Source organism: Pseudomonas paraglycinae, from assembly GCF_021601625.1.
Lineage (GTDB): Bacteria > Pseudomonadota > Gammaproteobacteria > Pseudomonadales > Pseudomonadaceae > Aquipseudomonas > Aquipseudomonas paraglycinae.
In genome coordinates this window covers 395,507-417,211 of sequence record NZ_BQHR01000003.1, presented here as the reverse complement: position 1 = coordinate 417,211, position 21,705 = coordinate 395,507, and the positions used below count along the sequence as shown (strand labels likewise).

At 61.3% G+C, this 21,705-nt stretch carries 19 protein-coding genes; 7 read left to right on the top strand and 12 right to left on the bottom strand.

Features of this window, described 5'->3' with window-relative positions; all coding sequences use genetic code 11:
• Positions 1 to 6 precede the first annotated feature (6 nt).
• From pqqA to L6D82_RS06495, 6 genes are all read left to right on the top strand, one after another.
• On the top strand, positions 7 to 81 hold the full coding sequence (gene pqqA, locus L6D82_RS06520; protein WP_003444522.1) for a pyrroloquinoline quinone precursor peptide PqqA: 75 nt from the start codon (positions 7 to 9) through the stop codon (positions 79 to 81).
• A gap of 84 nt (positions 82 to 165) precedes the next feature.
• Entirely contained in the window at positions 166 to 1,077 is a 912-nt protein-coding gene (gene pqqB / locus L6D82_RS06515; RefSeq protein ID WP_039768057.1) for a pyrroloquinoline quinone biosynthesis protein PqqB, read from the top strand.
• 21 nt (positions 1,078 to 1,098) lie between these two features.
• Positions 1,099 to 1,851 (top strand): pyrroloquinoline-quinone synthase PqqC, encoded by a 753-nt coding sequence (gene pqqC / locus L6D82_RS06510; RefSeq protein WP_011336228.1) that lies wholly within the window; start codon positions 1,099 to 1,101, stop codon positions 1,849 to 1,851.
• Entirely contained in the window at positions 1,848 to 2,123 is a 276-nt protein-coding gene (pqqD, locus tag L6D82_RS06505; protein ID WP_064380313.1) for a pyrroloquinoline quinone biosynthesis peptide chaperone PqqD, read from the top strand. Before pqqC ends, pqqD begins: the two co-directional genes overlap by 4 nt.
• Positions 2,116 to 3,255 carry a pyrroloquinoline quinone biosynthesis protein PqqE gene (pqqE, locus tag L6D82_RS06500; protein ID WP_373870897.1) on the top strand — a complete coding sequence of 380 codons (1,140 nt, stop codon included), beginning with the start codon at positions 2,116 to 2,118 and terminating at the stop codon, positions 3,253 to 3,255. The genes pqqD and pqqE overlap by 8 nt, the downstream gene beginning before the upstream one ends.
• A complete protein-coding gene (locus L6D82_RS06495; protein WP_236188412.1) occupies positions 3,221 to 5,029 on the top strand; it encodes an alpha/beta hydrolase family protein in 1,809 nt (602 codons plus the stop codon). The genes pqqE and L6D82_RS06495 overlap by 35 nt, the downstream gene beginning before the upstream one ends.
• A 3-nt stretch (positions 5,030 to 5,032) precedes the next feature.
• Here the strand turns inward: L6D82_RS06495 and L6D82_RS06490 are convergent, their stop codons facing one another.
• Positions 5,033 to 5,191, bottom strand: coding sequence for a YqaE/Pmp3 family membrane protein (locus tag L6D82_RS06490; RefSeq protein ID WP_003228885.1), 159 nt, complete (start codon positions 5,189 to 5,191; stop codon positions 5,033 to 5,035).
• A gap of 204 nt (positions 5,192 to 5,395) precedes the next feature.
• The gene (locus L6D82_RS06485; RefSeq protein WP_236188410.1) at positions 5,396 to 6,679 is read right to left on the bottom strand and encodes an aspartate aminotransferase family protein; all 1,284 of its coding nucleotides are present in this window, start codon (positions 6,677 to 6,679) and stop codon (positions 5,396 to 5,398) included.
• A 169-nt stretch (positions 6,680 to 6,848) separates the two neighbouring features.
• On the opposite strand from L6D82_RS06485, the gene L6D82_RS06480 reads away from it, so the two are divergent.
• Positions 6,849 to 7,778 (top strand): LysR family transcriptional regulator, encoded by a 930-nt coding sequence (locus tag L6D82_RS06480; RefSeq protein ID WP_085746606.1) that lies wholly within the window; start codon positions 6,849 to 6,851, stop codon positions 7,776 to 7,778.
• Between the two features lie 227 nt (positions 7,779 to 8,005).
• On the opposite strand, the gene L6D82_RS06475 is transcribed toward L6D82_RS06480, so the two are convergent.
• From L6D82_RS06475 to bioF, 10 genes are all read right to left on the bottom strand, one after another.
• Positions 8,006 to 9,784, bottom strand: coding sequence for an acyl-CoA dehydrogenase C-terminal domain-containing protein (locus L6D82_RS06475; RefSeq protein WP_102685698.1), 1,779 nt, complete (start codon positions 9,782 to 9,784; stop codon positions 8,006 to 8,008).
• 184 nt (positions 9,785 to 9,968) lie between these two features.
• Positions 9,969 to 11,765 (bottom strand): acyl-CoA dehydrogenase C-terminal domain-containing protein, encoded by a 1,797-nt coding sequence (locus L6D82_RS06470; RefSeq protein WP_236188408.1) that lies wholly within the window; start codon positions 11,763 to 11,765, stop codon positions 9,969 to 9,971.
• A 90-nt stretch (positions 11,766 to 11,855) separates the two neighbouring features.
• Positions 11,856 to 13,145: a GGDEF domain-containing protein gene (locus L6D82_RS06465; protein ID WP_007959861.1), complete on the bottom strand. Its 1,290-nt coding sequence runs from the start codon at positions 13,143 to 13,145 to the stop codon at positions 11,856 to 11,858.
• A 210-nt stretch (positions 13,146 to 13,355) separates the two neighbouring features.
• Positions 13,356 to 15,470, bottom strand: coding sequence for a cytochrome-c peroxidase (locus L6D82_RS06460; RefSeq protein ID WP_236188407.1), 2,115 nt, complete (start codon positions 15,468 to 15,470; stop codon positions 13,356 to 13,358).
• Positions 15,471 to 15,730: 260 nt separating this feature from the next.
• Positions 15,731 to 17,536: a phenylacyl-CoA dehydrogenase gene (locus tag L6D82_RS06455; RefSeq protein ID WP_074692190.1), complete on the bottom strand. Its 1,806-nt coding sequence runs from the start codon at positions 17,534 to 17,536 to the stop codon at positions 15,731 to 15,733.
• Between the two features lie 275 nt (positions 17,537 to 17,811).
• The gene (locus tag L6D82_RS06450) at positions 17,812 to 18,108 is read right to left on the bottom strand and encodes a pyrroloquinoline quinone biosynthesis protein PqqE (protein ID WP_085612954.1); all 297 of its coding nucleotides are present in this window, start codon (positions 18,106 to 18,108) and stop codon (positions 17,812 to 17,814) included.
• 106 nt (positions 18,109 to 18,214) lie between these two features.
• Positions 18,215 to 18,895, bottom strand: a complete 681-nt coding sequence (bioD, locus tag L6D82_RS06445) for a dethiobiotin synthase (protein WP_007959854.1) — start codon at positions 18,893 to 18,895, stop codon at positions 18,215 to 18,217.
• A complete protein-coding gene (bioC, locus tag L6D82_RS06440; RefSeq protein WP_236188405.1) occupies positions 18,892 to 19,698 on the bottom strand; it encodes a malonyl-ACP O-methyltransferase BioC in 807 nt (268 codons plus the stop codon). The genes bioD and bioC overlap by 4 nt, the downstream gene beginning before the upstream one ends.
• Positions 19,691 to 20,422 carry an alpha/beta fold hydrolase gene (locus L6D82_RS06435; protein WP_236188403.1) on the bottom strand — a complete coding sequence of 244 codons (732 nt, stop codon included), beginning with the start codon at positions 20,420 to 20,422 and terminating at the stop codon, positions 19,691 to 19,693. Before L6D82_RS06435 ends, bioC begins: the two co-directional genes overlap by 8 nt.
• A complete protein-coding gene (gene bioF / locus L6D82_RS06430; protein ID WP_102685704.1) occupies positions 20,415 to 21,593 on the bottom strand; it encodes an 8-amino-7-oxononanoate synthase in 1,179 nt (392 codons plus the stop codon). Before bioF ends, L6D82_RS06435 begins: the two co-directional genes overlap by 8 nt.
• Positions 21,594 to 21,705: the final 112 nt, after the last annotated feature.

Sequence of the window (21,705 nt, the reverse complement as noted above, 5' to 3'; positions counted from 1 at the left end):
CACCCGATGGCTTGGACCAAACCTGCTTACACCGACCTGCGCATCGGCTTCGAAGTCACCATGTACTTCGCCAGCCGCTGAGTCCTGCCTCAAGCAGAACACTGCAGTGCAACGCCTCGGCTCGCCGGGGCGTTTTATTTTCAGCGTTGAAATGATGGAGCGTTCATGTTCGTCCAGATTCTGGGTTCGGCCGCCGGTGGCGGTTTTCCGCAGTGGAACTGCAACTGCGTCAATTGCGCCGGTTTTCGCGACGGCAGCCTGAATGCCCAGGCCCGTACCCAATCGTCCATCGCGATTTCCGATGACGGCGTGAACTGGGTGCTGTGCAACGCCTCGCCGGACATCCGCGCGCAGCTTCAGAGCTTCGCCCCGATGCAACCGGGCCGTGCCCTGCGTGATACCGGCATCAGCGCGATCATCCTGATGGACAGCCAGATCGACCACACCACCGGTCTGCTCAGCCTGCGCGAAGGTTGCCCGCATCAGGTCTGGTGCACGGACATGGTCCACGAAGACCTGAGCACCGGTTTCCCGCTGTTCACCATGCTCAAGCACTGGAACGGCGGGCTGGACTGGAACCGCATCGAACTTGACCAGAGCTTCACCGTCGCCGCCTGCCCGAACCTGCGCTTCACCCCGCTGCCGTTGCGCAGCGCGGCACCGCCCTACTCGCCGCACCGCTTCGACCCGCACCCAGGCGACAACATCGGCCTGATCGTCGAAGACCTCGGCACGGGCGGCAAACTGTTCTACGCCCCGGGCCTGGGCAAGGTCGACGCGCCGCTGCTGGAAATCATGGCCGGCAGTGACTGCGTGCTGGTGGACGGGACGATGTGGGACGACGATGAAATGCAGCGCCGTGGCGTCGGCACCCGCACCGGCCGCGAAATGGGCCATCTGGCGCAGAATGGCCCTGGCGGCATGCTCGAAGTGCTGGAACAGCTTCCCGAGCAACGTAAGGTGCTTATCCACATCAACAACACCAACCCGATTCTCGACGAAGACTCGCCGGAACGCGCGGAACTGGTTCGGCGCAATGTTGAAGTGGCGTATGACGGCATGAGCATCGTCCTGTAACGAATGGCCCGGAGAACCGCAATGACCGACACCCCGCTGTCCCCCGCCGAATTCGAAGCGGCCCTGCGCGCCAAGGGCGCCTATTACCACATTCATCACCCGTATCACGTGGCGATGTATGAAGGCCGGGCCACCCGCGAGCAGATCCAGGGCTGGGTCGCCAACCGCTTCTACTATCAGGTGAACATCCCCCTGAAAGACGCGGCGATCCTCGCCAACTGCCCGGATCGCGAGATCCGCCGCGAATGGATTCAGCGCCTGCTCGACCACGACGGCGCCCCCGGCGAAGACGGCGGCATCGAAGCCTGGCTGCGTCTGGGCCAGGCCGTCGGTCTCGATCCGGATCAATTGCGTTCGCAGGAACTGGTGCTGCCCGGCGTGCGTTTCGCCGTCGATGCCTACGTCAACTTCGCCCGCCGCGCCAGTTGGCAGGAAGCTGCCAGCAGCTCGCTGACCGAGCTGTTCGCGCCGCAGATCCACCAGTCGCGTCTCGACAGCTGGCCGCAGCACTACCCGTGGATCGACCCGGCCGGCTACGAATATTTCCGCACCCGTCTCGGTCAGGCCCGGCGCGATGTCGAGCATGGTCTGGCCATCACGCTGGAGCACTACAAGACCCGCGAAGGCCAGGAGCGCATGCTGGAAATTCTCCAGTTCAAACTGGACATCCTTTGGAGCATGCTCGATGCCATGAGCATGGCCTACGAACTGAACCGCCCGCCGTATCACAGCGTCACCGATCAACGGGTCTGGCATAAAGGAATCGCCTTATGAGTTTCGACCGCAGCAAGACCCCGACCTGGCGTCCCGGCTACCGTTTCCAGTACGAACCGGCGCAGAAAGGCCACGTGCTGCTGTACCCGGAAGGCATGATCAAACTCAATGAAAGTGCCGCGCTGATCGGCGGCCTGATCGACGGTGAACGGGATGTCGCGGCGATCATCGCCGAACTCGACAGACAGTTCCCCGGCGTGCCCGAGCTCGGTGACGACATCGAGCAATTCATGGAGGTTGCCCGTGCGCAGCACTGGATCACCCTTGACTGATCTGCCGCCCAAGCCTGAGGTCGGCCTGCCGCTGTGGCTGCTCGCCGAGCTGACTTACCGCTGCCCGCTGCAATGCCCGTACTGCTCCAATCCGCTGGATTTCGCCGAGCAGGGCAAAGAGCTGAGCACCGAGCAGTGGATCAGGGTATTCCGTGAGGCGCGGGAGATGGGCGCGGCGCAACTGGGCTTCTCCGGCGGCGAACCGCTGGTGCGCCAGGACCTCGCCGAGTTGATCCGTGAAGCGCGTCAGTTGGGTTTCTACACCAACCTGATCACCTCCGGCATCGGCCTGACCGAACAGAAGATCAGCGACTTCAAAAAGGCCGGGCTCGATCACATCCAGATCAGTTTCCAGGCCAGCGACGAGCAAGTGAACAACCTGCTGGCCGGCTCGAAAAAAGCCTTCGCGCAGAAACTGGAAATGGCCCGCGCCGTGAAGGCCCACGGCTATCCGATGGTGCTGAACTTCGTCACCCATCGGCACAACATCGACAAGATCGACCGCATCATCGAGCTGTGCATTGCGTTGGAGGCCGACTTCGTCGAACTCGCCACCTGCCAGTTCTACGGCTGGGCGCAGCTCAATCGTGTCGGCCTGTTGCCGACCAAAGAGCAACTGGTCCGCGCAGAACGCATCACCAACGAATACCGCGCAAAACTGGAAGCCGAAGGGCATCCGTGCAAGCTGATTTTCGTCACCCCGGACTACTACGAAGAGCGCCCGAAAGCCTGCATGAACGGCTGGGGCAGTCTGTTTCTGACGGTCACGCCGGACGGCACCGCCCTGCCCTGTCATGGGGCCCGACAGCTGCCGGTACAATTTCCCAATGTGCGCGACCACAGCATGCAGCACATCTGGTACGACTCGTTCGGCTTCAACCGCTTTCGCGGCTATGACTGGATGCCCGAGCCGTGCCGCTCCTGTGACGAAAAGGAACAGGACTTCGGCGGCTGCCGCTGCCAGGCCTTCATGCTCACCGGCGACGCGAGCAATGCCGACCCGGTGTGCAGCAAGTCCGAACATCACGGTGTGATTCTCAAGGCCCGCGAAGAAGCCGAGCACGCCACCCAGACCATCGAACAACTGGCCTTTCGCAATGAACGAAACTCGCGACTCATCGCCAAAGGCTGAGCCTTTCAGCGCCACCGCTGCGGTTGCTGCCGGCGTGGATTTCGCCGAATTGCAGCTCGGCGCCCGTGGCTTGTTCTGGAATGAATATCGACCGACGGACGCCGCCTGCCGGATCTGGCACTGGCGCGATGGTGTGGCGAAATGTCTGACGCCTACGGGTTTCAGCGTGCGCAGCCGGGTGTACGAATATGGCGGTGGGGCGTTTTGTCTGACGCCTGACGGGGTGGTTTTCGTCAACGAGGCGGACCAGCAGTTGTACCGACAGACGTTGGACGGCGAGCCCGTGGCATTGACCTCCGGAGATTGCCGATATGGTGATCTGCACTTTGCCAACGGGCAGGTGCTGGCCGTTGAAGAGAACGGTGATTGCCATCGGTTGGTGGCTATCGATCTGGCGAGTGGCGCCCGTCAAATGCTTGTTGAAGGCGCGGATTTTTACGCATCGCCGATCATCAGCCCGGATGGCCAGCGCTTGGCGTGGATCGAGTGGAGCCGTCCGCATCAGCCGTGGACATCCACACGACTGATGCTCGCCGAGCGTTCTGATAGCGGATTTTCTACCCCACGTTGCGTGGCTGGTGAAACGCTTGAAGAGTCGATCCAGCAACCGCGTTTCGATGCCAATGGCCGACTGGGCTGTCTGACCGATCGTGGTGGGTATTGGCAACCGTGGGTCGAGTCGGCAAATGGTTTGCAACCGTTAGCTAGCGCCGAAGCCGATCACGCGCCAGCCCCATGGCAACTTGGCGGCTGCACCTGGCTGCCCACCGACGAAAGCTTTTTGGCGAGCTGGAGCGAAGGCGGTTTCGGTCGTCTGGCGCTCAACGGCGAAGACTTCACCGGTGATTACAGCCGCTTCCGTCATCTGGCTGTCGATGATCAATTTGTTTATTGCATTGCCGCCTCACCGGTCAGCCCTTCAGCGGTGATCGCCATTGATCGCGAATCGCGTGAGGTGAATGTCCTGGCCGGCGGTGTCGCACCGCTGCCCGCCGAGCGCATCAGCCGCCCGCAAACCCTGCGCTACCCAAGCGGTGCGGGTGAAGCACACGGCTTCTTTTACCCGGCCACGAATGGTGATGTGAAGCCGCCGCTGGTGGTGTTCATCCACGGTGGCCCGACGTCAGCTTGCTACCCAATGCTGGATCCGCGAATCCAGTACTGGACGCAACGCGGCTTTGCCGTCGCCGATCTCAATTATCGTGGTAGCAGCGGTTATGGCCGGGAGTATCGGCAAGCGCTGCATCTGAGTTGGGGCGCAGTGGATGTCGAGGATGCCTGCGCAGTGGTGGCCTATCTGGCCGAACGCGACATGATCGACGGTGATCGTGCATTCATCCGTGGCGGCAGCGCCGGTGGTTACACGACGCTTTGTGCATTGGCGTTCCATCAGGTATTCCGCGCCGGCGCCAGTCTGTACGGCGTCAGCGACCCGGTAGCCCTCGCCCGCGCGACACACAAGTTCGAAGGCGATTACCTGGACTGGCTGATCGGCGATCCCGAGAAAGATGCCGAACGCTACACCGCCCGCACGCCGTTGCTGCACGCAGGCAACATTCGCGTACCGGTAATCTTCTTCCAAGGTGAACTGGACGCCGTGGTCGTGCCGCAACAGACCCGCGACATGGTCGCGGCCCTGGAGCAAAACGGCATTGAGGTCGAAGCGCATTACTACGCCGATGAACGTCACGGCTTCCGCCGGGCCGCCAACCAAGCCCATGCGCTGGAGCAGGAATGGCGGTTTTACCGGCGGGTGATGGGTTTGACGGACTGACCCTCAGCGCTTGGCGATGATGTACACCGCGTGCACGATCCCCGGGATATAACCGCACAACGTCAGCAGAATGTTCAGCCAGAACGCGCCGCCGAACCCGACCTGCAGAAACACACCCAGTGGCGGCAACAGAATGGCGATGATGATGCGGATAAAGTCCATGGGGCAGCTCCTGATTGGGGTTGGCTCACCTGAGCCATACAAGCTAATCGACCTGTGCCGTTCGTCAGGGTTCAGTGCAAACCGCAATCTCGCCATCTGATTGCCATTATCCGGCCACAAAAAAACGCCCACGCCAAAAGAATCAGGCGTGGGGCGTGCGTTATACCGCGAGACGGTTCTTGAATTCGGGTGGGAAACTTCAGTTCAGACGGCAATCCCTTTGCGGCATTGCAGCTGCGCGGTGCGTACCCGGGAGAAGGCGCGGGCCAGACGCAGGAGCATTTCGTCGATGTTGGCCTTGCTGACGTTGAGCGCCGGGGTGAAGCGCAGGCAGTTGGCCTGTGGGGCGTTGAGCAGCAAGCCCTCATGCAGCGCGGCTTTGACGACGGCCTCGGCGGAGTCTTCCGACAGGGTCAGTCCCCAGAACAGCCCTTGCCCGCGCAACTCGCCGTGTTCATAACGATGGGCCAGACGGGCGAGCCCTTCGCGCAGATGCTGGCCGTTGTCCCGGATTTGTTCGAGGAATGCGCGGTCTTGCACGCTGTCGAGCACCACCAGCCCTGCGGCGGTCATCAGCGCGTTGCCGTGATGAGTGCCGCCCAACTCGCCGGAGTCGAAACAGCAGGCCTTGCCTCGCGCCAGCAGCGCCGCCAGTGGCACGCCACCACCGAGGCCCTTGCCGAGCACGACGATATCGGCGCGCACGCCGTAGGATTGTTCGGCGAGCAAGGTGCCGCAACGGCCGATGCCGGTCTGAACCTCATCGAGAATCAGCAGAATCCCCAACTCACGGCACAAGCGCTCGACACCCTTGAGGTAATGCTCGGTCGCTGGAATCACCCCGGCATCGCTCTGGATCGGTTCGAGCATGATTGCCACCGTCTGTGCATCGACTGCCGCGTGCAGCGCTGGCAGGTCGTTGAACGGCACCAGATCGAAACCCGGCAGCAACGGTTCGAAGCGGTTTTGTAGGTTGCAACTGTCTGACGCCGAAATCGTCGCCAGACTACGCCCGTGACAGCCTTGTCTGGCGACAATGATCCGCGAGGCGCCACTGCGATGCAGCTGGCCCCATTTGCGCGCCAGTTTGATCGCCGCCTCACAGGCCTCACTGCCACTGTTGAGCAGATACACCTGATCGCTGGAAGTGCTGGCACAAAGGCGCTCGGCGAGGCTGAGCATGCCGCGGTTGTGCAGATTGAAGCCGGGATTGATCAGAGCCTGGGCTTGATTGGCGATGGCCTTGACCAGCGCCGAAGGGCTGTGGCCGAGGCTGTTGGCGCCACCGGCCTGGGAAAAGTCCAGGTAGGCGCGATCATTGCTGTCCCATAGCCAGGAGCCCTGGCCGCGAACGAATACCTGTTGTGGGCGCTCGACGCTGGGCATGAGACGTTCGGCATTCAGGCCATCAGAAACGTCCGATTCCTGGGTTTCAAAAGCCAGGTCATCGAGGCTCGGCGTCTGGCGCCGCAAACTGAACAGATTCATTGAAAAAAACCTCGATCGAGGTTTTTTGAACTGCCTATGTAAACACTTTCAAAACAAACGCTGGTCATTGCGCTTTCCGGCCCTGTAAGCCTTGTGAATGCGGTTAGACTAGGCCTGTTCCTGTCTTCGAGCCATTTCGATTTCCCAGCATTTTTGATAAGAATTACTTATGGATTTCAAACAACTGCGTTATTTCGTCGCGGTCTACGAAGAAGGACATGTCGGGCGTGCCGCCGAGCGCCTGTCGATCTCTCAGCCCGCGCTGTCCCAGCAGATTCGCCAGCTGGAACAAAACCTCGACGTCACCCTGTTCGAACGCAGCAGCAAACGCCTGCTGCCGACCCTCGCCGCCCACACCTTGTACAACCACGCCTTGCCACTGCTCGACGGCTTGCAGCGGGCGCGTGAGGCGCTGGGCAACTTCAAGGGTCAGGCACTGCGCACATTGGCGATCGGCGTGCTGCAAACCGTGCACACCAGCCTGGTGCCGCAAATGCTGGAGAGAGTGCGCAAGGCCCAGCCGCATCTGGTGGTGCAGATTTATGAACTGACGGGGCTTGAGATCGAGCGGCGACTGCTCAACGGCTCACTGGACATCGGCATCAGCTATCTGCCGCCACGCCAACCGGGTCTGCACGGCGTGATGTTGTACGAAGATGAACTGACGCTGGTCATCCCGGCGGATCATCCGCTGCGGGAATTCAAGAAAGTCTCGATGAGTCAGGCCGCTGAATTGCCGATGTTGTTGCTGGGTGAGGAATTTCAGATCCGCCAGATCTGGCAGGCGCAACTGGCCAGCCTCGGACGACGCCCGCAAGTGCAGGCCGAATTGAACAATATGGTGGGAATTCTCGACAGCCTTCCGCATACCCGTCTGGCGACGGTGCTGCCCGGTCGTTCGCAAAAAGAGTACGACGATCAGGACCTGCTGTGGAAACCATTGAGTGAGCCGCGCGTGCCGTTGAAGGTCGGGCTGGTGTGTCGCGATGTGCAACGCCAGCAGGCGCCATTGGCCTTGCTGCGAACGTTGCTGGAAGAGGTGATGCAGCGTGAGGACAAACCGCTGAAAGGGGCGCCGCCGCTGGACGCGTTGAGCTGAAAACTTTTCTGCGGGCATAAGAAAACCCCGCCGAAGCGGGGCTTTGCAGACTGTTTCCCTGACATCCATTTCACTCCGCCACCCTGGCAGAATCCTACGTGTCCGTGTTGTTGCTTTGCGCTTCCTGCGCGACGTCCATGGAAAGTAGATTAGCTCTGGATCCAATCTACGCCTATGGGAGAACAGCAGCACGTCATGTAAGAGATCGCTTACATGACGTTACATCATCAGAACTGCGCAGCGTCCAGCAGGAACAGCGACTCGCTGCCGGCCTTCACCGACGCGCTCAACGAGTGAATCCGCGGCAGCAGACGGGCGAAATAGAACCGCGCCGTGCCGAGTTTGCTCGCATAGAAATCGTCCTGCGCTTCTTTGCCCAGCGATGCCTTGGCCATCAGTGCCCACATGTAGGCGTAAGCGGTGTAGCCGAACGCTTGCAGATACTCGACCGATGCCGCGCCGATTTCGTTCGGGTTGGTTTTCGCCCGGTCCAACAGCCACGAGGTCAGCTCGTCGAGGGTGTCGACGGCGTCATTCAGCGGCTTGGTGAACTCGCCCAGATCGGCACTGGCGGTGGCGGTGAAATGGCGGATCTCGTCGGCGAACAGCTTGTAGAACGCACCGCCGCTGCCGACGATCTTGCGACCCACCAGGTCCAGTGCCTGAATGCCGTTGGTGCCTTCGTAGATCTGGGTGATGCGCACGTCACGCACCAGTTGCTCCTGGCCCCACTCACGGATGTAGCCGTGGCCGCCGAAGATCTGCTGGCCGTGTACGGTGGTTTCCAGACCCAGATCGGTCAGGAACGCCTTGGCCACTGGTGTCAGCAAGGCCACCAGATCTTCCGCACGTTTGCGGGTGGCGGCGTCTTCGCTGAACTTGGCGGTATCGAGTTGCATCGCCACGTAGGTGGAGAACGCACGACCGCCTTCGTTCGAGGCTTTCATGGTCAGCAACATGCGACGCACGTCCGGGTGGACGATGATCGGGTCGGCCACCTTGTCCTTGTTCTGCGCGCCGGTCGGCGAACGGCTTTGCAGGCGGTCACGGGCGTATTCGATGGCGTTCTGGTAGGAACGCTCGCCGGTGGCCAGGCCCTGAATGCCGACGCCCAGACGCTCGTAGTTCATCATGGTGAACATCGCCGCCAAGCCCTTGTTCGGCTCGCCGACCAGGTAACCCACCGCTTCGTCGAAGTTCATCACGCAAGTGGCGGACGCCTGGATGCCCATCTTGTGTTCGATCGAACCGCAGTTCGCCGGGTTGCGCGCGCCCAGGCTGCCATCGGCATTGACCATGAACTTCGGCACCAGGAACAGTGAAATGCCCTTCGGCCCAGCGGGTGCGTCCGGCAGTTTGGCCAGCACCAGGTGGATGATGTTTTCGGTCAGGTCGTGCTCACCGCCGGTGATGAAGATCTTGGTGCCGCTGACCTTGTAGGAGCCGTCGGCCTGAGGTTCGGCTTTGGTGCGGATGATGCCCAGGTCGGTGCCGGCATGCGGCTCGGTCAGGCACATGGAGCCGGCCCAGACGCCGGCGTACATGTTCGGCAGGTAAGCGGCTTTCAGCTCTTCGCTGGCGTGGGCATTGATCGACAGGCACGCGCCGGCGGTCAGCATCGGATACAGACCGAAGGACAGGCTGGCGGAGTTGACCATTTCTTCGACCTGAGCCGAGACGGCTTTGGGCATGCCCATGCCGCCGTAAGCCGGATCACCACCAACACCGACCCAGCCGCCTTCGGCATAAGTCTGATAGGCCTGTGGGAAACCGGCCGGCGTGGTGACGGCACCGTCGGCCCAGTGGCAGCCTTCTTCGTCGGCGGCACGGCTCAGGGGCGCGATGCTTTTGCTGGTGACCTTGCCGGCCTCTTCGAGAATGGCTTCAACGGTTTCCGCGTCCACGGTCTCGGCCAGGGCCGGCAGTTCGGCCCAGAGTTTGGCGACTTCGAACACTTCATTGAGGACGAAGCGCATATCGCGCAGCGGCGCTTTGTAGTCAGCCATGGCAAACCTCGCAAAGATCTAAACAGGTGATTCGTGGAAGGGTGATTTCGTTGAGCTGGAGTGTAACCCAACAACTTTTGCGACACATAGGGTCAGGCGGTGACTGATTTGTTATTTTTAGTCATCAGCAATCAACCATAAAGAAGCCCGCAATCAGCGGGCTCTTTTGTTTAACAGTGCCGTGTTACAGCGCGAACAACTGCGCCGGCAGTTTCATCAGGCAATCGCTGCCCGCCTCGATCGCCGCACGATGCGCAGCGGTGCGCGGCAGCAACCGCTTGAAGTAAAACTCGCACGTCGCCAGTTTGCCCTGGCAGAAATCACCATCACCCTCACTCGACTCCAGCTGCGCCTGGGCAACCAGCGCCATGCGCAGCCACAGGTAGCCGAGAACGATGTAACCGCTGTACATCAGGTAATCCACCGACGCGGCGCCGACTTCATCCGGGTTCTTCATCGCGGCCATACCGACCTTCATGGTCAGGTCGCCCCACTGCTGATTGAGGCCATCGAGCTGCGCGACAAACTCGCCAAGTTGCGGATGCCCGGCGTTGGCCGCGCAGAATTTGTGGACGATCTTGGTGAAGTTGCGCAGCAGCTTGCCCTGACTGCCCAGCACTTTGCGCCCGAGCAGATCCAGCGCCTGAATGCCGTTGGTTCCCTCATAGATCGGCGCGATCCGGCAATCGCGAACCAGTTGTTCCATGCCCCACTCGCGGATAAATCCGTGGCCACCGAACACCTGCATGCCGTGGTTGGTCACTTCCAGCCCGGTGTCGGTCATGAACGCCTTGCAGATCGGGGTCAGGAACGCCAACAGGTCTTCGGCCTCCTGACGCGCCTCGGCGTCCGCGCTCAAGTGCGCGACATCAAGCATCTGCGCGGTGAAATAAGTCAGCGCGCGGTTGCCCTCGTTGAAAGCTTTCATCGTCAGCAGCATGCGCCGCACGTCCGGGTGGACGATGATCGGGTCAGCCGGTTTGTCCGGAGCTTTGGCACCAGTCAGGGCACGCATCTGCAGACGGTCGTTGGCGTATTTGATTGCGCCCTGGAAACTCGCCTCGCCCAGACACAGGCCCTGCATCCCGGTGCCGAGGCGCGCGTGGTTCATCATGGTGAACATGCAGTTCAGGCCCTTGTTCGGCTCGCCGATCAGGAAGCCTTTGGCGTCGTCGAAGTTCAACACACAGGTGGCCGAAGCCTTGATGCCCATCTTGTGTTCGATCGAACCGCAGGAAACGCCGTTGCGCTCGCCCGCCTCACCGGATGTGTCCGGGAGAAATTTCGGCACGATGAACAGCGAAATCCCCTTGGTCCCGGCCGGTGCGTCCGGCAGTTTGGCCAACACCAGATGAATGATGTTGTCACTCATGTCGTGCTCGCCGGCGGAGATGAAAATCTTGCTGCCGGTCACTGCATAACTGCCGTCGGCCTGAGGCACGGCGCGGGTCTTGATGATGCCCAGATCGGTGCCGCAATGGGCTTCGGTCAGGCACATGGTGCCGGTCCACTGGCCCGCCGTGAGTTTGCGCAGATAGGTGTTTTTCTGTTCTTCGGTGCCGTGGGCGTGGATCGCCGACATGGCGCCGTGAGTCAGGCCCGGGTACATGCCCCACGAGGTGTTGCTGGAGGCGACCATTTCGCTGATCACCAGCCCCAGCGAACTCGGCAGGCCCTGGCCACCGTAAGCCGGATCTGCCGCCAGACCGTGCCAGCCACCTTCCACGTATTGTGCGAAGGCCTGCTTGAAGCCTGTAGGCGTTGTCACCACGCCATTATCGAAATGGCAGCCCTCTTCGTCGCCGCTGCGATTGAGCGGTGCCAGAACGTTCTCACAGAACTTCGCGCCCTCGTCGAGGATCGCGTTGATCATGTCCGGGCTGGCGTCGTGGGCGCCGAGGGCCGCGTACTGAGTGTGGAAGTCAAAGACGTGGTCGATCAGAAAGCGCATGTCGCGCAGGGGAGCTTTGTACTCGGGCATGGTGGCTTCTCCTTCAGCAGATTGCTTCAACCTACTGCCGGCCACCCTGCCCCACAATCACTGTCCAGACGCTGAATGCGCCGTCATCACTCAACCTGCGGCGTTGTCCATGCGCACCGCGCCACGGCGGTTCTGACCGAACGCCATCACGCAGTTACGGCCTGCGCCCTTGGCGCTGTAGAGGGCCTGGTCGGCGGATTTCAGCACCTCTTCCGGGGTGCGCTGTTCCAGACGTTCGGCCACGCCGATGCTGACGGTGACCGACACGCTGGACGCGCCCGACCCCGAGCGACGCTGACGGCCCTGCTGATCATCCTGCGGGCGGCTTTCCTGATTTCGCAGCTGGATGTTGTAGGACGCAATCGACTCACGGATGACTTCCAGGTGCGGCATGCACTCTTCAAGAGTCTTGCCCGCAAACACCAGGGCGAATTCCTCACCGCCATAGCGATAAGCCCTACCGCCGCCGCTGATTTTGGACAGCTTGCTGGCGACCAGCCGCAGGACCTGATCCCCCACGTCGTGGCCGTGGGTGTCGTTGAATTTCTTGAAGTGATCGACGTCGCTCATCGCCAGCACATAGTTGCGCCCCAGACGCTGCATGCGCTCGTTGAGTGCACGGCGGCCCGGCAGGCCGGTGAGTTCGTCGCGGAAGGCCATTTGATAAGCCTCGTGCGCTACCGCCGCCGCAATCATCAGCATGACCTGGCTGCACATGATGTTCAGGGTAAACGGCAGGATGAAGGTTTTCGGCAGCATCCAGAACACCCCGAGCAACCCCACCAGTTGCGCCGCGTGCAGCGGACGCGGGTTGCGCCAGTATTGCCAGGCCAGCAGCAGGAACGCCGAGATGAACACCGGATACGACAACTGGATCAGGCTCATCCACGCGCCGTGCAGCGCCGGCCAGCGGATCTCGGAAAGCCACATCAGCAACGCCTGCGGATAACTTTGCTCCAGCCCCAGCGCCACGCTGCCAAAGGCCAGCAGCACGGCGAAGCGTGCGACCATATCCTGAAACAGGTGCGTGCGTTCCTGCCACGCGGCGAACAATCCGAACAACAAGGGCAACAGCAGGCAGACAAGATGGAACACCACGGCCGCGTCTTCGCGCACCTTGCCGTTGTCACGGTAATAGTCGGTCTGGGTGTCGAGCAGGAAGTAGGCGATGTACACCGTGACCATCAGAAACAGCTCGCGCTGGCGTCGGTAAACCGCACAGTACGAACCGCCCAACAGCAGCACCAAGGTCGGCAACACGTTAAACAGAGAAGTGAAGAACACGTTGAGGTCTTTGACGTACGCAGCCGCCAACCCCGCGAGCAACAACAGCAGTGAAGGTAGGAAATGACTGAAACGTACAGCGGAAGAACGCGGCAAGGGTAAAAGCTCCGACCCGTCATGGCAAAGAGATGGCATTGTGCCTGCAATGTGGCCAGTTAAGCACACACAATGTGATCCAGATCACAGGCTGTCTCTTTAACGGCCGAAATCGGCGGTTGCTGAGGGATTTAGTCAGGTTTTTTGCGCAATGGCCGCCAGACGGCCACCATGGCCATCATTCTTGATGGCCATGGTGTGTTTTTATGCTCAGAGATCGTTGTAGAACGGATGTAATGGCCCCTCTGCCGCCGGCCGGCCTTCAGCGCCGTAAGGCTTGAGGTTGAGCGAGGCGTCCATCGCCTGACGGGTCGTGACTTTCGGACTGGCCGGGCGCTGGGTCACGGCATTCTCGTCGCCGATATGGCCCTGCGGGATCACCAGCGATGGATGATCGAACGGTGCGCGTTCCCAGGCCACGCGCGGATCGGTCAGGCCGACTTCCATGAATTTCACCACGGCATCGATTTCGGCAGGCGTCAGGTTCAGCGCCGTCATGTCCGGATCGAGGTTGGACGTGTTGTGCTGGTTCACCGCCGGATGCTCGAAGCCGCTGGTGTTGTTGGCGTCTTCGCCGCGCCGGTCACCGCCACGGTTGTAGAACTCCATCACCTGTTTAAGCGTCGAGCGGCTGCCGTTGTGGAAATACGGGCCGGTCAGGGCGATGTTGCGCAGGGTCGGCGTCTTGAACGCGCCATCGACCGAATCGCGGAACCCGACATTCGGCTTGAGCGTGGCATCGCACGGAATCGCCGCGCTCAACGGCGCCTCGAACGTGCAGACATCGACGTCCAGCGGATCCACCGACCGGCCGCCCTGCAGCACGCTGTTGTACTGCCGGGTGAACGACCAAGGATTGCCCCACGCATCCGCGCCGCCAAGTGCCAGATCTTCCGAGGTCGGACGCACACCGGTGTTGTAGAAGCCGTTGTCGTAAAGAGTGGTCAGGTTGTCGGCCATCACCATCCGTTCGATGCGTTCGCGCGGATGCATCAGCAGGCGGCTGGCGGCGTTAGTCAACTCCGGCCCGCCGTGGCAATTGACGCATTTGCCCTTGCCGAGAAACAGGTTCATGCCCTCCACCTGTTGCGCGTTCATTGCCGTGTGATCGCCCTGCAGGTAAGCATCGATCGGCGCCTGATCGGACACCAGCGTGGCCTCATACATCTGGATCGCCAGGCCGAAGAACAGCGGGAAGTTGGCCTCCATCTGGGTGTACGGCGCACCGCCCACCAGAACGTTTTGCGTGGCGTTCCACAGCCTAGGCTGGAAGGCGTTCTTGATCAGCTCGCGATAGGTCGGCCGCCGCGCGCCGGATACCGGAGCCAGCACCGAGTCGGTAGACGAAATTCGTTGCTGCTTGAGCATCAACGTGTCGAGCATCCTGCGACCGATGTCGGCAAAGGTACGGCCACCGCAGGACATTTCCACCGGGCTGCCGGGCGGGCCGACGGCTTGCGAGGCGGCAGAGGCGTCGTTGAGCGCCAGCCGCACTTTGGTGGCGACCGTGCTGCGTTCGCTGGTCACGTAGATCCCGGCATCCGGATCGCGATTGCCGAACGGCGAGAAACCGTTGAAGACGTTATTGGCCCGACCGTCCCAGAAGTTGCGCACGTTGAACGCGGCGTTGATCACCGACGGCGCATTGCGCCCGGTGCTGCGGCGAACGTTGATGCCGCCGACCTGAAACAGACCGTCCGGCTGTTGGGTGCATTTGTCGAAACGCGGCTGGTTGGGTTTGACGAAGTTGGCGTCGAACACGCCTTGCGAGCCAACCACATCGTCCGTCGAGTACACGATGGGCGAGTTGCGCTCCAGGGGATTGCTCAGCACGTGGGTCGGGAAGTCGGTTTTCTTCAGCGTGTAGTTCGGGCCGCCCTTGCCTCCGGACAACGTCGCGTAGGACGCCACATCACCGGGAATGTCCGAGGCTACAAACGGCTTGTTGAAGATCGACGCGACATTGGCGTTGGTGTGTGCCTGGCCGGGGTTGAGCTGGTTGGTGATGCGGTGGTCGACGCCGGCGTGGTAGTGACAGGACGCGCAGGCCGTAGAGCCATCGCTGCCGATTTCCATGTCCCAGAACAGCGCCTTGCCCAGCAGGATCGCGGCCTGGCGATTGAGCACGTAGTCGGTCATCAGGTCGACCTTGCGTCCGCCCTCGGTCCCGGACGGATCGGGGGGCACCATCCCGCGCAAAGATTGCAGCGAAGGGACTTCCGGCACCGGGGGATCGACTTCGGCGGGGTCGGCGGCCCATGCGCTGTGGACTGATAGCGCAACGGGTAACCAGAAGGTCAAACGAGCGAGTCGACTGATGTTCATAGGCTTCACCCTGACTGTTGTTGTTAAGTGCCGGGCGTCTTGCTTCTTTGAGCAGGCAGTTCTGGTTAGCACCGGTAATTCGGGCAGTGCAATTAATTGGCCACTCTTCTGGAAACATCTTGAATCAATAAGCACAGCGGTTCAGCTGAGCGGAGCTGTCATCAATGCTGGGGAATCAGCCCCGGGATTGGGGAAATCCGGGCACAAAAAAACCGCTGCCCCCGAAGGAGCAGCGGTTTTTTGAAGGACTGCGTTAAGGCTTAGTAGCCCAGTGCGAAGTCTTCTTCTTTCATGTCCATCAGGTTGTTGGCGCCCGACAGCATGGTGGCCACGTGCGTACGGGTACGCGGCAGGATGCGCTGGAAGTAGAAGCGCGCGGTTTGCAGCTTGGCGGTGTAGAACGCCTCGTCGGTGGTGCCGGCAGCCAGTTTTTCAGCAGCCAGACGCGCCATGTCAGCCCAGAAGTAGGCCAGGCAGGCGTAACCGGAGTACATCAGGTAGTCCACGGAGGCCGCGCCGACTTCTTCACGATCTTTCATGGCGGCCATACCGACCTTCATGGTCAGCTCGCCCCACTCTTTGTTCAGTGCAGCCAACGGTGCGACGAATTCTTTAACGGCTTCGTTGCCTTCGTTGTTCTGGCAGAACTTGTGGACGATCTTGGTGAAGCCTTTCAGAGCCTCGCCTTGAGTCATCAGCACTTTACGGCCCAGCAGGTCGAGTGCCTGGATACCGGTGGTGCCTTCGTACAGCATCGAGATGCGGCTGTCGCGAACGTTCTGCTCCATGCCCCACTCGGCGATGAAGCCGTGGCCGCCGTAGATCTGCACGCCGTGGTTGGCGGATTCGAAACCGACTTCGGTCATGAACGCTTTGGCGATCGGAGTCATGAAGGCCAGCAGTGCGTCGGCTTTCTTTTTCTCTTCTTCGTCCACGCCGTATTTGACGATGTCGACCTGCTTGGCGGTGAAGTACACCATCGCACGGTTGCCTTCGGCGAATGCCTTCATGGTCAACAGCATGCGGCGTACGTCTGGGTGAACGATGATCGGGTCAGCAGCCTTGTCCGGCGCTTTCGGGCCAGTCAGGGAACGCATTTGCAGGCGATCGCGAGCGTATTTGAGGCCACCCTGGAAGCCTATTTCGGCGTGGGCCAGACCTTGCAGTGCGGTACCCAGACGTGCGGTGTTCATGAAGGTGAACATGCAGTTCAGGCCTTTGTTCGCCGGGCCGATCAGGAAACCGGTCGCGCCGTCGAAGTTCATCACGCAGGTCGCGTTGCCGTGGATGCCCATCTTGTGTTCGATCGAACCGCAGGTCACGGCATTACGCGCACCGACGGTGCCGTCGGCGTTCGGCAGGAACTTCGGAACGATGAACAGGGAAATGCCTTTGGTGCCGGCCGGTGCGTCCGGCAGGCGGGCCAGTACGATGTGGACGATGTTGTCGGCCATGTCGTGTTCACCGGCCGAGATGAAGATCTTGGTGCCGGAAACTTTGTAGGAACCGTCGGCCTGAGGTTCGGCCTTGGTGCGCAGCATGCCCAGGTCGGTGCCGCAGTGCGGCTCGGTCAGGCACATGGTGCCGGTCCACTCACCGGAGACCAGTTTGGTCAGATAGGCTTCTTGCTGTTCTGGGGTGCCGTGCTCGGAGATGGTGTTCATCGCGCCGTGCGACAGGCCCGGGTACATGCCCCAGGACCAGTTGGCTTCGCCGACCATTTCGCTGACTGCCAGACCCAGCGACTCAGGCAGGCCTTGACCGCCGTGCTCGACGTCATGGGCCAGGCTTGGCCAGCCGCCTTCGACGAATTGCTTGTAGGCCTCTTTGAAGCCGGTCGGGGTTTTCACGCCGGACTCGCTCCAGGTGCAGCCTTCGGTGTCACCCACGCGGTTCAGCGGTGCCAGCACCTGCTCACAAAACTTGGCGCCCTCTTCGAGAATGGCGTCAACCATGTCCGGCGTTGCCTCTGCACACGCTGGAAGGCTCTGATAGTGCGCTTCGTAGCCGAGCAGTTCGTCACGAACGAAGCGAATATCACGCAAGGGGGCCTTGTAGTCAGGCATAGCGATAAACCTCTGCTGATGTAACCGGGAATGAACGACCGCGTTGATTTGTTGTGACGGTCAAACAGTTGTTTGAAACATACGTTTACGCCGAAATCTTGTCAAGCGTCGTTCTTTTGCCATTCGTCATCACATTTTCCGAACGCCGGACACAGCAACACGACATACGCCCGACCGAGCCATGTGCACTGAAAAAAGATTAGTTGAGGGAGAAGGACTTACAACGAAAAACGCCGCGAACAGTCGCGGCGTCTGGCAAAGCGCAGATCAAAAAATCAGGCAAACGTATCGATGATCGTACCGAGCATTTCATCGGATGCCTTGGCGACTTTCACACCCAGTTCCGCCTGAAACTTGCCTTGAGCCATCTCGACCATGTTGCTCGACAGGTCCGATTGCTGGGCGCGATCCACGGAACGCAGACGATCGACCTGTACTTCCGAAGACTGGCTGGTAACCGAACGCTCGATGGTGCTGCTGGCGATCTGGCTGGCGGCCTGATCGACGCGGTTCTGCCCGGTCTGAATGGTGCTCAGACCTGCATAAAAAGCTGTGTTTCCGGAGATTTCCATGGGAGCTCTCATCCTTGGGAAGGATCAATGGGTGCCATTGAACCAGAGGCATCAGAAAAACACCCGTCAAAAACACTAATGGCACAGTGCCTTGTCATAGCCAAAATCAGTCGAGCAGATCCAGTTGCAAGTGATCGGCGACCGCTTCGGCGCTGACCGCCTTGAGTTTCGGCACCCGCCCCAGGCACGGCGCCGGAATCCGCTCGGCCAGTGTCGCGAGGTTTTCCTCCAGCCGCGACGTCTTCGGATCAATGATATTCGCCACCCATCCCGCCAGTTGCAGCCCGTCCCGGGCAATCGCCTCGGCCGTCAGCAACGCATGGCTGATGCAACCCAGACGCACGCCGACCACCAGAATCACAGGCAGCTTCAGCGCAATCGCCAGATCCGACAGATTGTCCTGATCCGCCAACGGCACCCGCCAGCCGCCCGCGCCTTCGATCAGCGTGAAGTCGGCATTCATGGCCAGAATCTCGCGCATCGGCGCCAGCAACGATTGCACGGTCAGCGCCACACCCGCCTCGCGCGCTGCCAGATGCGGCGCGATCGCCGGCTCGAACGCCACCGGGTTGACCTGTTGATACGTCAGCGGCAACGAGCATTCGGCCTGCAACGCCAGCGCATCGGAATTGCGCAAACCTCTGGGCGTCACCACACAACCGGACGCCACCGGTTTGCCCGCCGCCGTACTCAGCCCCGCCGACCGCGCAGCGTGCAGCAACCCGGCGGCGACGGTGGTCTTGCCAACGTCAGTGTCGGTTCCGGTGATGAAATAGGCTGCGCTCATAAGGGTTTCTCCAACACGGCGTAGACCACCTGATAAGTCGCCGGCAAGCCCTGCGGCTGACGGAACTGCTCATAGGCTTCGACCAGCCCCAGAATCCGCGCCCGACCGGTCAATCCGCCCGGCCGGCCGGGGTTCAGGTTATGCGCACCCAAGGCCTTGATTTCATGGGTCAGGCTGCGCACATCCGGGTAATGCAGCACATGCGGCCGGTTCTCCAGACAAACACTGCGCAAACCACTGGCCGAGCACAATTGCTCGTAGCGGGCGAACTCGCGGAAGCGGTTGACGTGCACCAGACCATCGACCTGACGCCAGCTGTCGCGCAATTCGTACAGCGTCCCTGCACAAAGACTAGCAAACGCGAAAATCCCCCCCGGTTTCAGCACCCGAAACGCTTCGCCGAGCACCGCTTCGAAGTCCGCGCACCACTGCACGGCGAGGCTGGAGAAGATCAGATCACACGTCGAATCCTGCAACGGTAAACGTTCGGCATCGCCAGCAATAAAGTGCATGGCCCCACCCAACGGCCGCGCGTGATTGAGCATGCCCTCCGCGATATCCAGCGCCAGCCCCTCACCAAATCGCTCGGCCAGTGCCCGAGTGAAATACCCGGTGCCGCAGCCCAGATCCAGCCAGCGTGCCGGCCGAAAATCCACCGGCAAGCGATTCATCAACTGCGTACCGACATCGCGCTGCAACTCCGCGACGCTGTCATAGCTGGCCGCTGCGCGAGAAAAAGAAGCCGCGACCTGGCGCTTGTCAGGCAAGCCGCCGGGCAACGCCGCAACAGACAAATCAGTCATCACCGCACTCACTTAAAAACGCCTGGATCGCACCGGCCACACCGTGGGGGTCTTCCAGAAGAAACGCATGGCTGGCCTGCTCGATCAGACCCACTTCGACATCTGCCAGCAACGCGAACAACTCGCCCGCGGCCTCCGCCGGCACCAACCCGTCCAGCCCTCCGAACAGATGCAATTGCGGGCCACGAAACGCCTGCAAGGCATCGCGCGTATCGATCTGCGCCAACAATTCCAGACCGGCCATCAACGCGGCCGGCGAGGTATTCGGCGTGCCGCCGAGCAACAGCCGCGACAAGCCACGCGCGTCTTGCGCGCCCTGGGCGCACAGCAGAGAGAATCGTTTGAGAGTCGTGCGCGGGTCGGCGCCGCAGCCGGCCAGAAACGCATCGAAGGTCTCGCCGGGCATCGCGCTCGGCCACTGTTCATGGGCGACAAACGAAGGATTGCTCGCCAGGGTCAGCAAGCCGCAGCAATGTTCGCCACGCCGCGCCGCCAGCTCGGACGCGAGCATGCCTCCCAGTGACCAGCCACCGAGCCAGGCATCTTCGGAGATGCGCTCATCGAGCTCGTCGAGCCAGTCTTGCAGATCGCTGGAGTCCAGCTCCGGCAACGGCTCGATGTCGACCTGCAGGTGTTCGTCGAGTCCGCGCAACGCAGCGGCCAGCGGCTCCAGCGGCGAAACGCCGAGGCCCCAACCCGGTAGCAGAATCAGGCGATCACGCATGGCTTGGCTCCGACTTGAGTTGCGCAAAGCAATCGGCCAGTCCTTCTAACAATAGCTGCACCTGCGCCTCGCTGTGGGCAGCGGTCAGCGTCACCCGCAACCGCGCGCTGCCGGCAGGCACGGTCGGCGGGCGGATCGCGGTGACCATCAGCCCACGCTCGCGCAGCATCTGCGACAGACGCACAGCGCGACCGGCATCGCCGATCAGGATCGGCTGAATCGGCGTGAAGCTGTCCATCAGTTCCAGACCTATCTGCTCGGCGCCATAGCGGAACTGGCGGATCAGCGTTTGCAGATGCTCTCGACGCCAGTGCTCGCTGCGCAGCAGTTCGAGGCTCTTCAAGGTCGCGCAGGCCAGCGCCGGCGGCTGGCTGGTGGTGTAGATGTACGGACGGGCGAACTGGATAAGGCTTTCGATCAGCTCCTCACTGCCGGCGACGAACGCACCCGCCGTACCGAACGCTTTGCCGAGCGTGCCGACCAGCACCGGCACATCCTCCTGGCTCAAACCGAAATGCTCGACGATTCCGCCACCGTTTGTCCCCAGCGGACCGAAACCGTGAGCGTCGTCAACCATCAGCCACGCACCTTTGGCCTTGGTTTCCCGGGCCAGCGCCGGCAGATCGGCGAGGTCGCCGTCCATGCTGAACACGCCGTCAGTGACCACCAGCGTATTGCCGGTGGCTTTCTCCAGACGCTTGGCGAGGCTGTCGGCGTCGTTGTGCAGATAACGATTGAAGCGCGCGCCGGACAACAATCCGGCATCCAGCAAAGACGCATGGTTGAGCCGGTCTTCCAGCACCGTATCGCCCTGCCCGACCAATGCGGTGACCGCGCCAAGGTTGGCCATGTAACCGGTGGTGAACAACAGCGCACGCGGCCGTCCGGTGAGATCCGCCAAAGCCTCTTCAAGCGCGTGATGCGGGCCGCTGTGGCCGATCACCAGATGCGAGGCACCGCCGCCGACGCCCCACTTCGACGCACCGGCGCGCCAGGCTTCGATCACTTGCGGATGATTGGCCAGGCCCAGGTAATCGTTGTTGCAGAACGCCAGCAACGGCTGACCGTCGACCACCACTTGCGGCCCTTGTGGGCTTTCAAGCAGCGGTCGCTGGCGATAGAGATTGTCGGCACGACGGGCAGCAAGGCGTGCGGCGAGATCGAAAGACATGCAAGCCTCGAACAGTCAAATCACATGAATCAGGATGGACACCGACCTTGTGGGAGCTGGCTTGCCAGCGATGGCGGCGCCACATTCAACATCAGTGTCGACTGTCAGTCCG

Excerpts from the sequence above, each read along its gene's own strand:
- pqqB (WP_039768057.1), top strand. The coding sequence starts at position 166 with ATGTTCGTCCAGATTCTGGGTTCGGCCGCCGGTGGCGGTTTTCCGCAG.
- pqqC (WP_011336228.1), top strand. The coding sequence starts at position 1,099 with ATGACCGACACCCCGCTGTCCCCCGCCGAATTCGAAGCGGCCCTGCGC.
- pqqD (WP_064380313.1), top strand. The coding sequence starts at position 1,848 with ATGAGTTTCGACCGCAGCAAGACCCCGACCTGGCGTCCCGGCTACCGT.
- L6D82_RS06495 (WP_236188412.1), top strand. The coding sequence starts at position 3,221 with ATGAACGAAACTCGCGACTCATCGCCAAAGGCTGAGCCTTTCAGCGCC.
- L6D82_RS06490 (WP_003228885.1), bottom strand. The coding sequence starts at position 5,191 with ATGGACTTTATCCGCATCATCATCGCCATTCTGTTGCCGCCACTGGGT.
- L6D82_RS06485 (WP_236188410.1), bottom strand. The coding sequence starts at position 6,679 with ATGAATCTGTTCAGTTTGCGGCGCCAGACGCCGAGCCTCGATGACCTG.
- L6D82_RS06480 (WP_085746606.1), top strand. The coding sequence starts at position 6,849 with ATGGATTTCAAACAACTGCGTTATTTCGTCGCGGTCTACGAAGAAGGA.
- L6D82_RS06475 (WP_102685698.1), bottom strand. The coding sequence starts at position 9,784 with ATGGCTGACTACAAAGCGCCGCTGCGCGATATGCGCTTCGTCCTCAAT.
- L6D82_RS06470 (WP_236188408.1), bottom strand. The coding sequence starts at position 11,765 with ATGCCCGAGTACAAAGCTCCCCTGCGCGACATGCGCTTTCTGATCGAC.
- L6D82_RS06460 (WP_236188407.1), bottom strand. The coding sequence starts at position 15,470 with ATGAACATCAGTCGACTCGCTCGTTTGACCTTCTGGTTACCCGTTGCG.
- L6D82_RS06455 (WP_074692190.1), bottom strand. The coding sequence starts at position 17,536 with ATGCCTGACTACAAGGCCCCCTTGCGTGATATTCGCTTCGTTCGTGAC.
- L6D82_RS06450 (WP_085612954.1), bottom strand. The coding sequence starts at position 18,108 with ATGGAAATCTCCGGAAACACAGCTTTTTATGCAGGTCTGAGCACCATT.
- bioD (WP_007959854.1), bottom strand. The coding sequence starts at position 18,895 with ATGAGCGCAGCCTATTTCATCACCGGAACCGACACTGACGTTGGCAAG.
- bioC (WP_236188405.1), bottom strand. The coding sequence starts at position 19,698 with ATGACTGATTTGTCTGTTGCGGCGTTGCCCGGCGGCTTGCCTGACAAG.
- L6D82_RS06435 (WP_236188403.1), bottom strand. The coding sequence starts at position 20,422 with ATGCGTGATCGCCTGATTCTGCTACCGGGTTGGGGCCTCGGCGTTTCG.
- bioF (WP_102685704.1), bottom strand. The coding sequence starts at position 21,593 with ATGTCTTTCGATCTCGCCGCACGCCTTGCTGCCCGTCGTGCCGACAAT.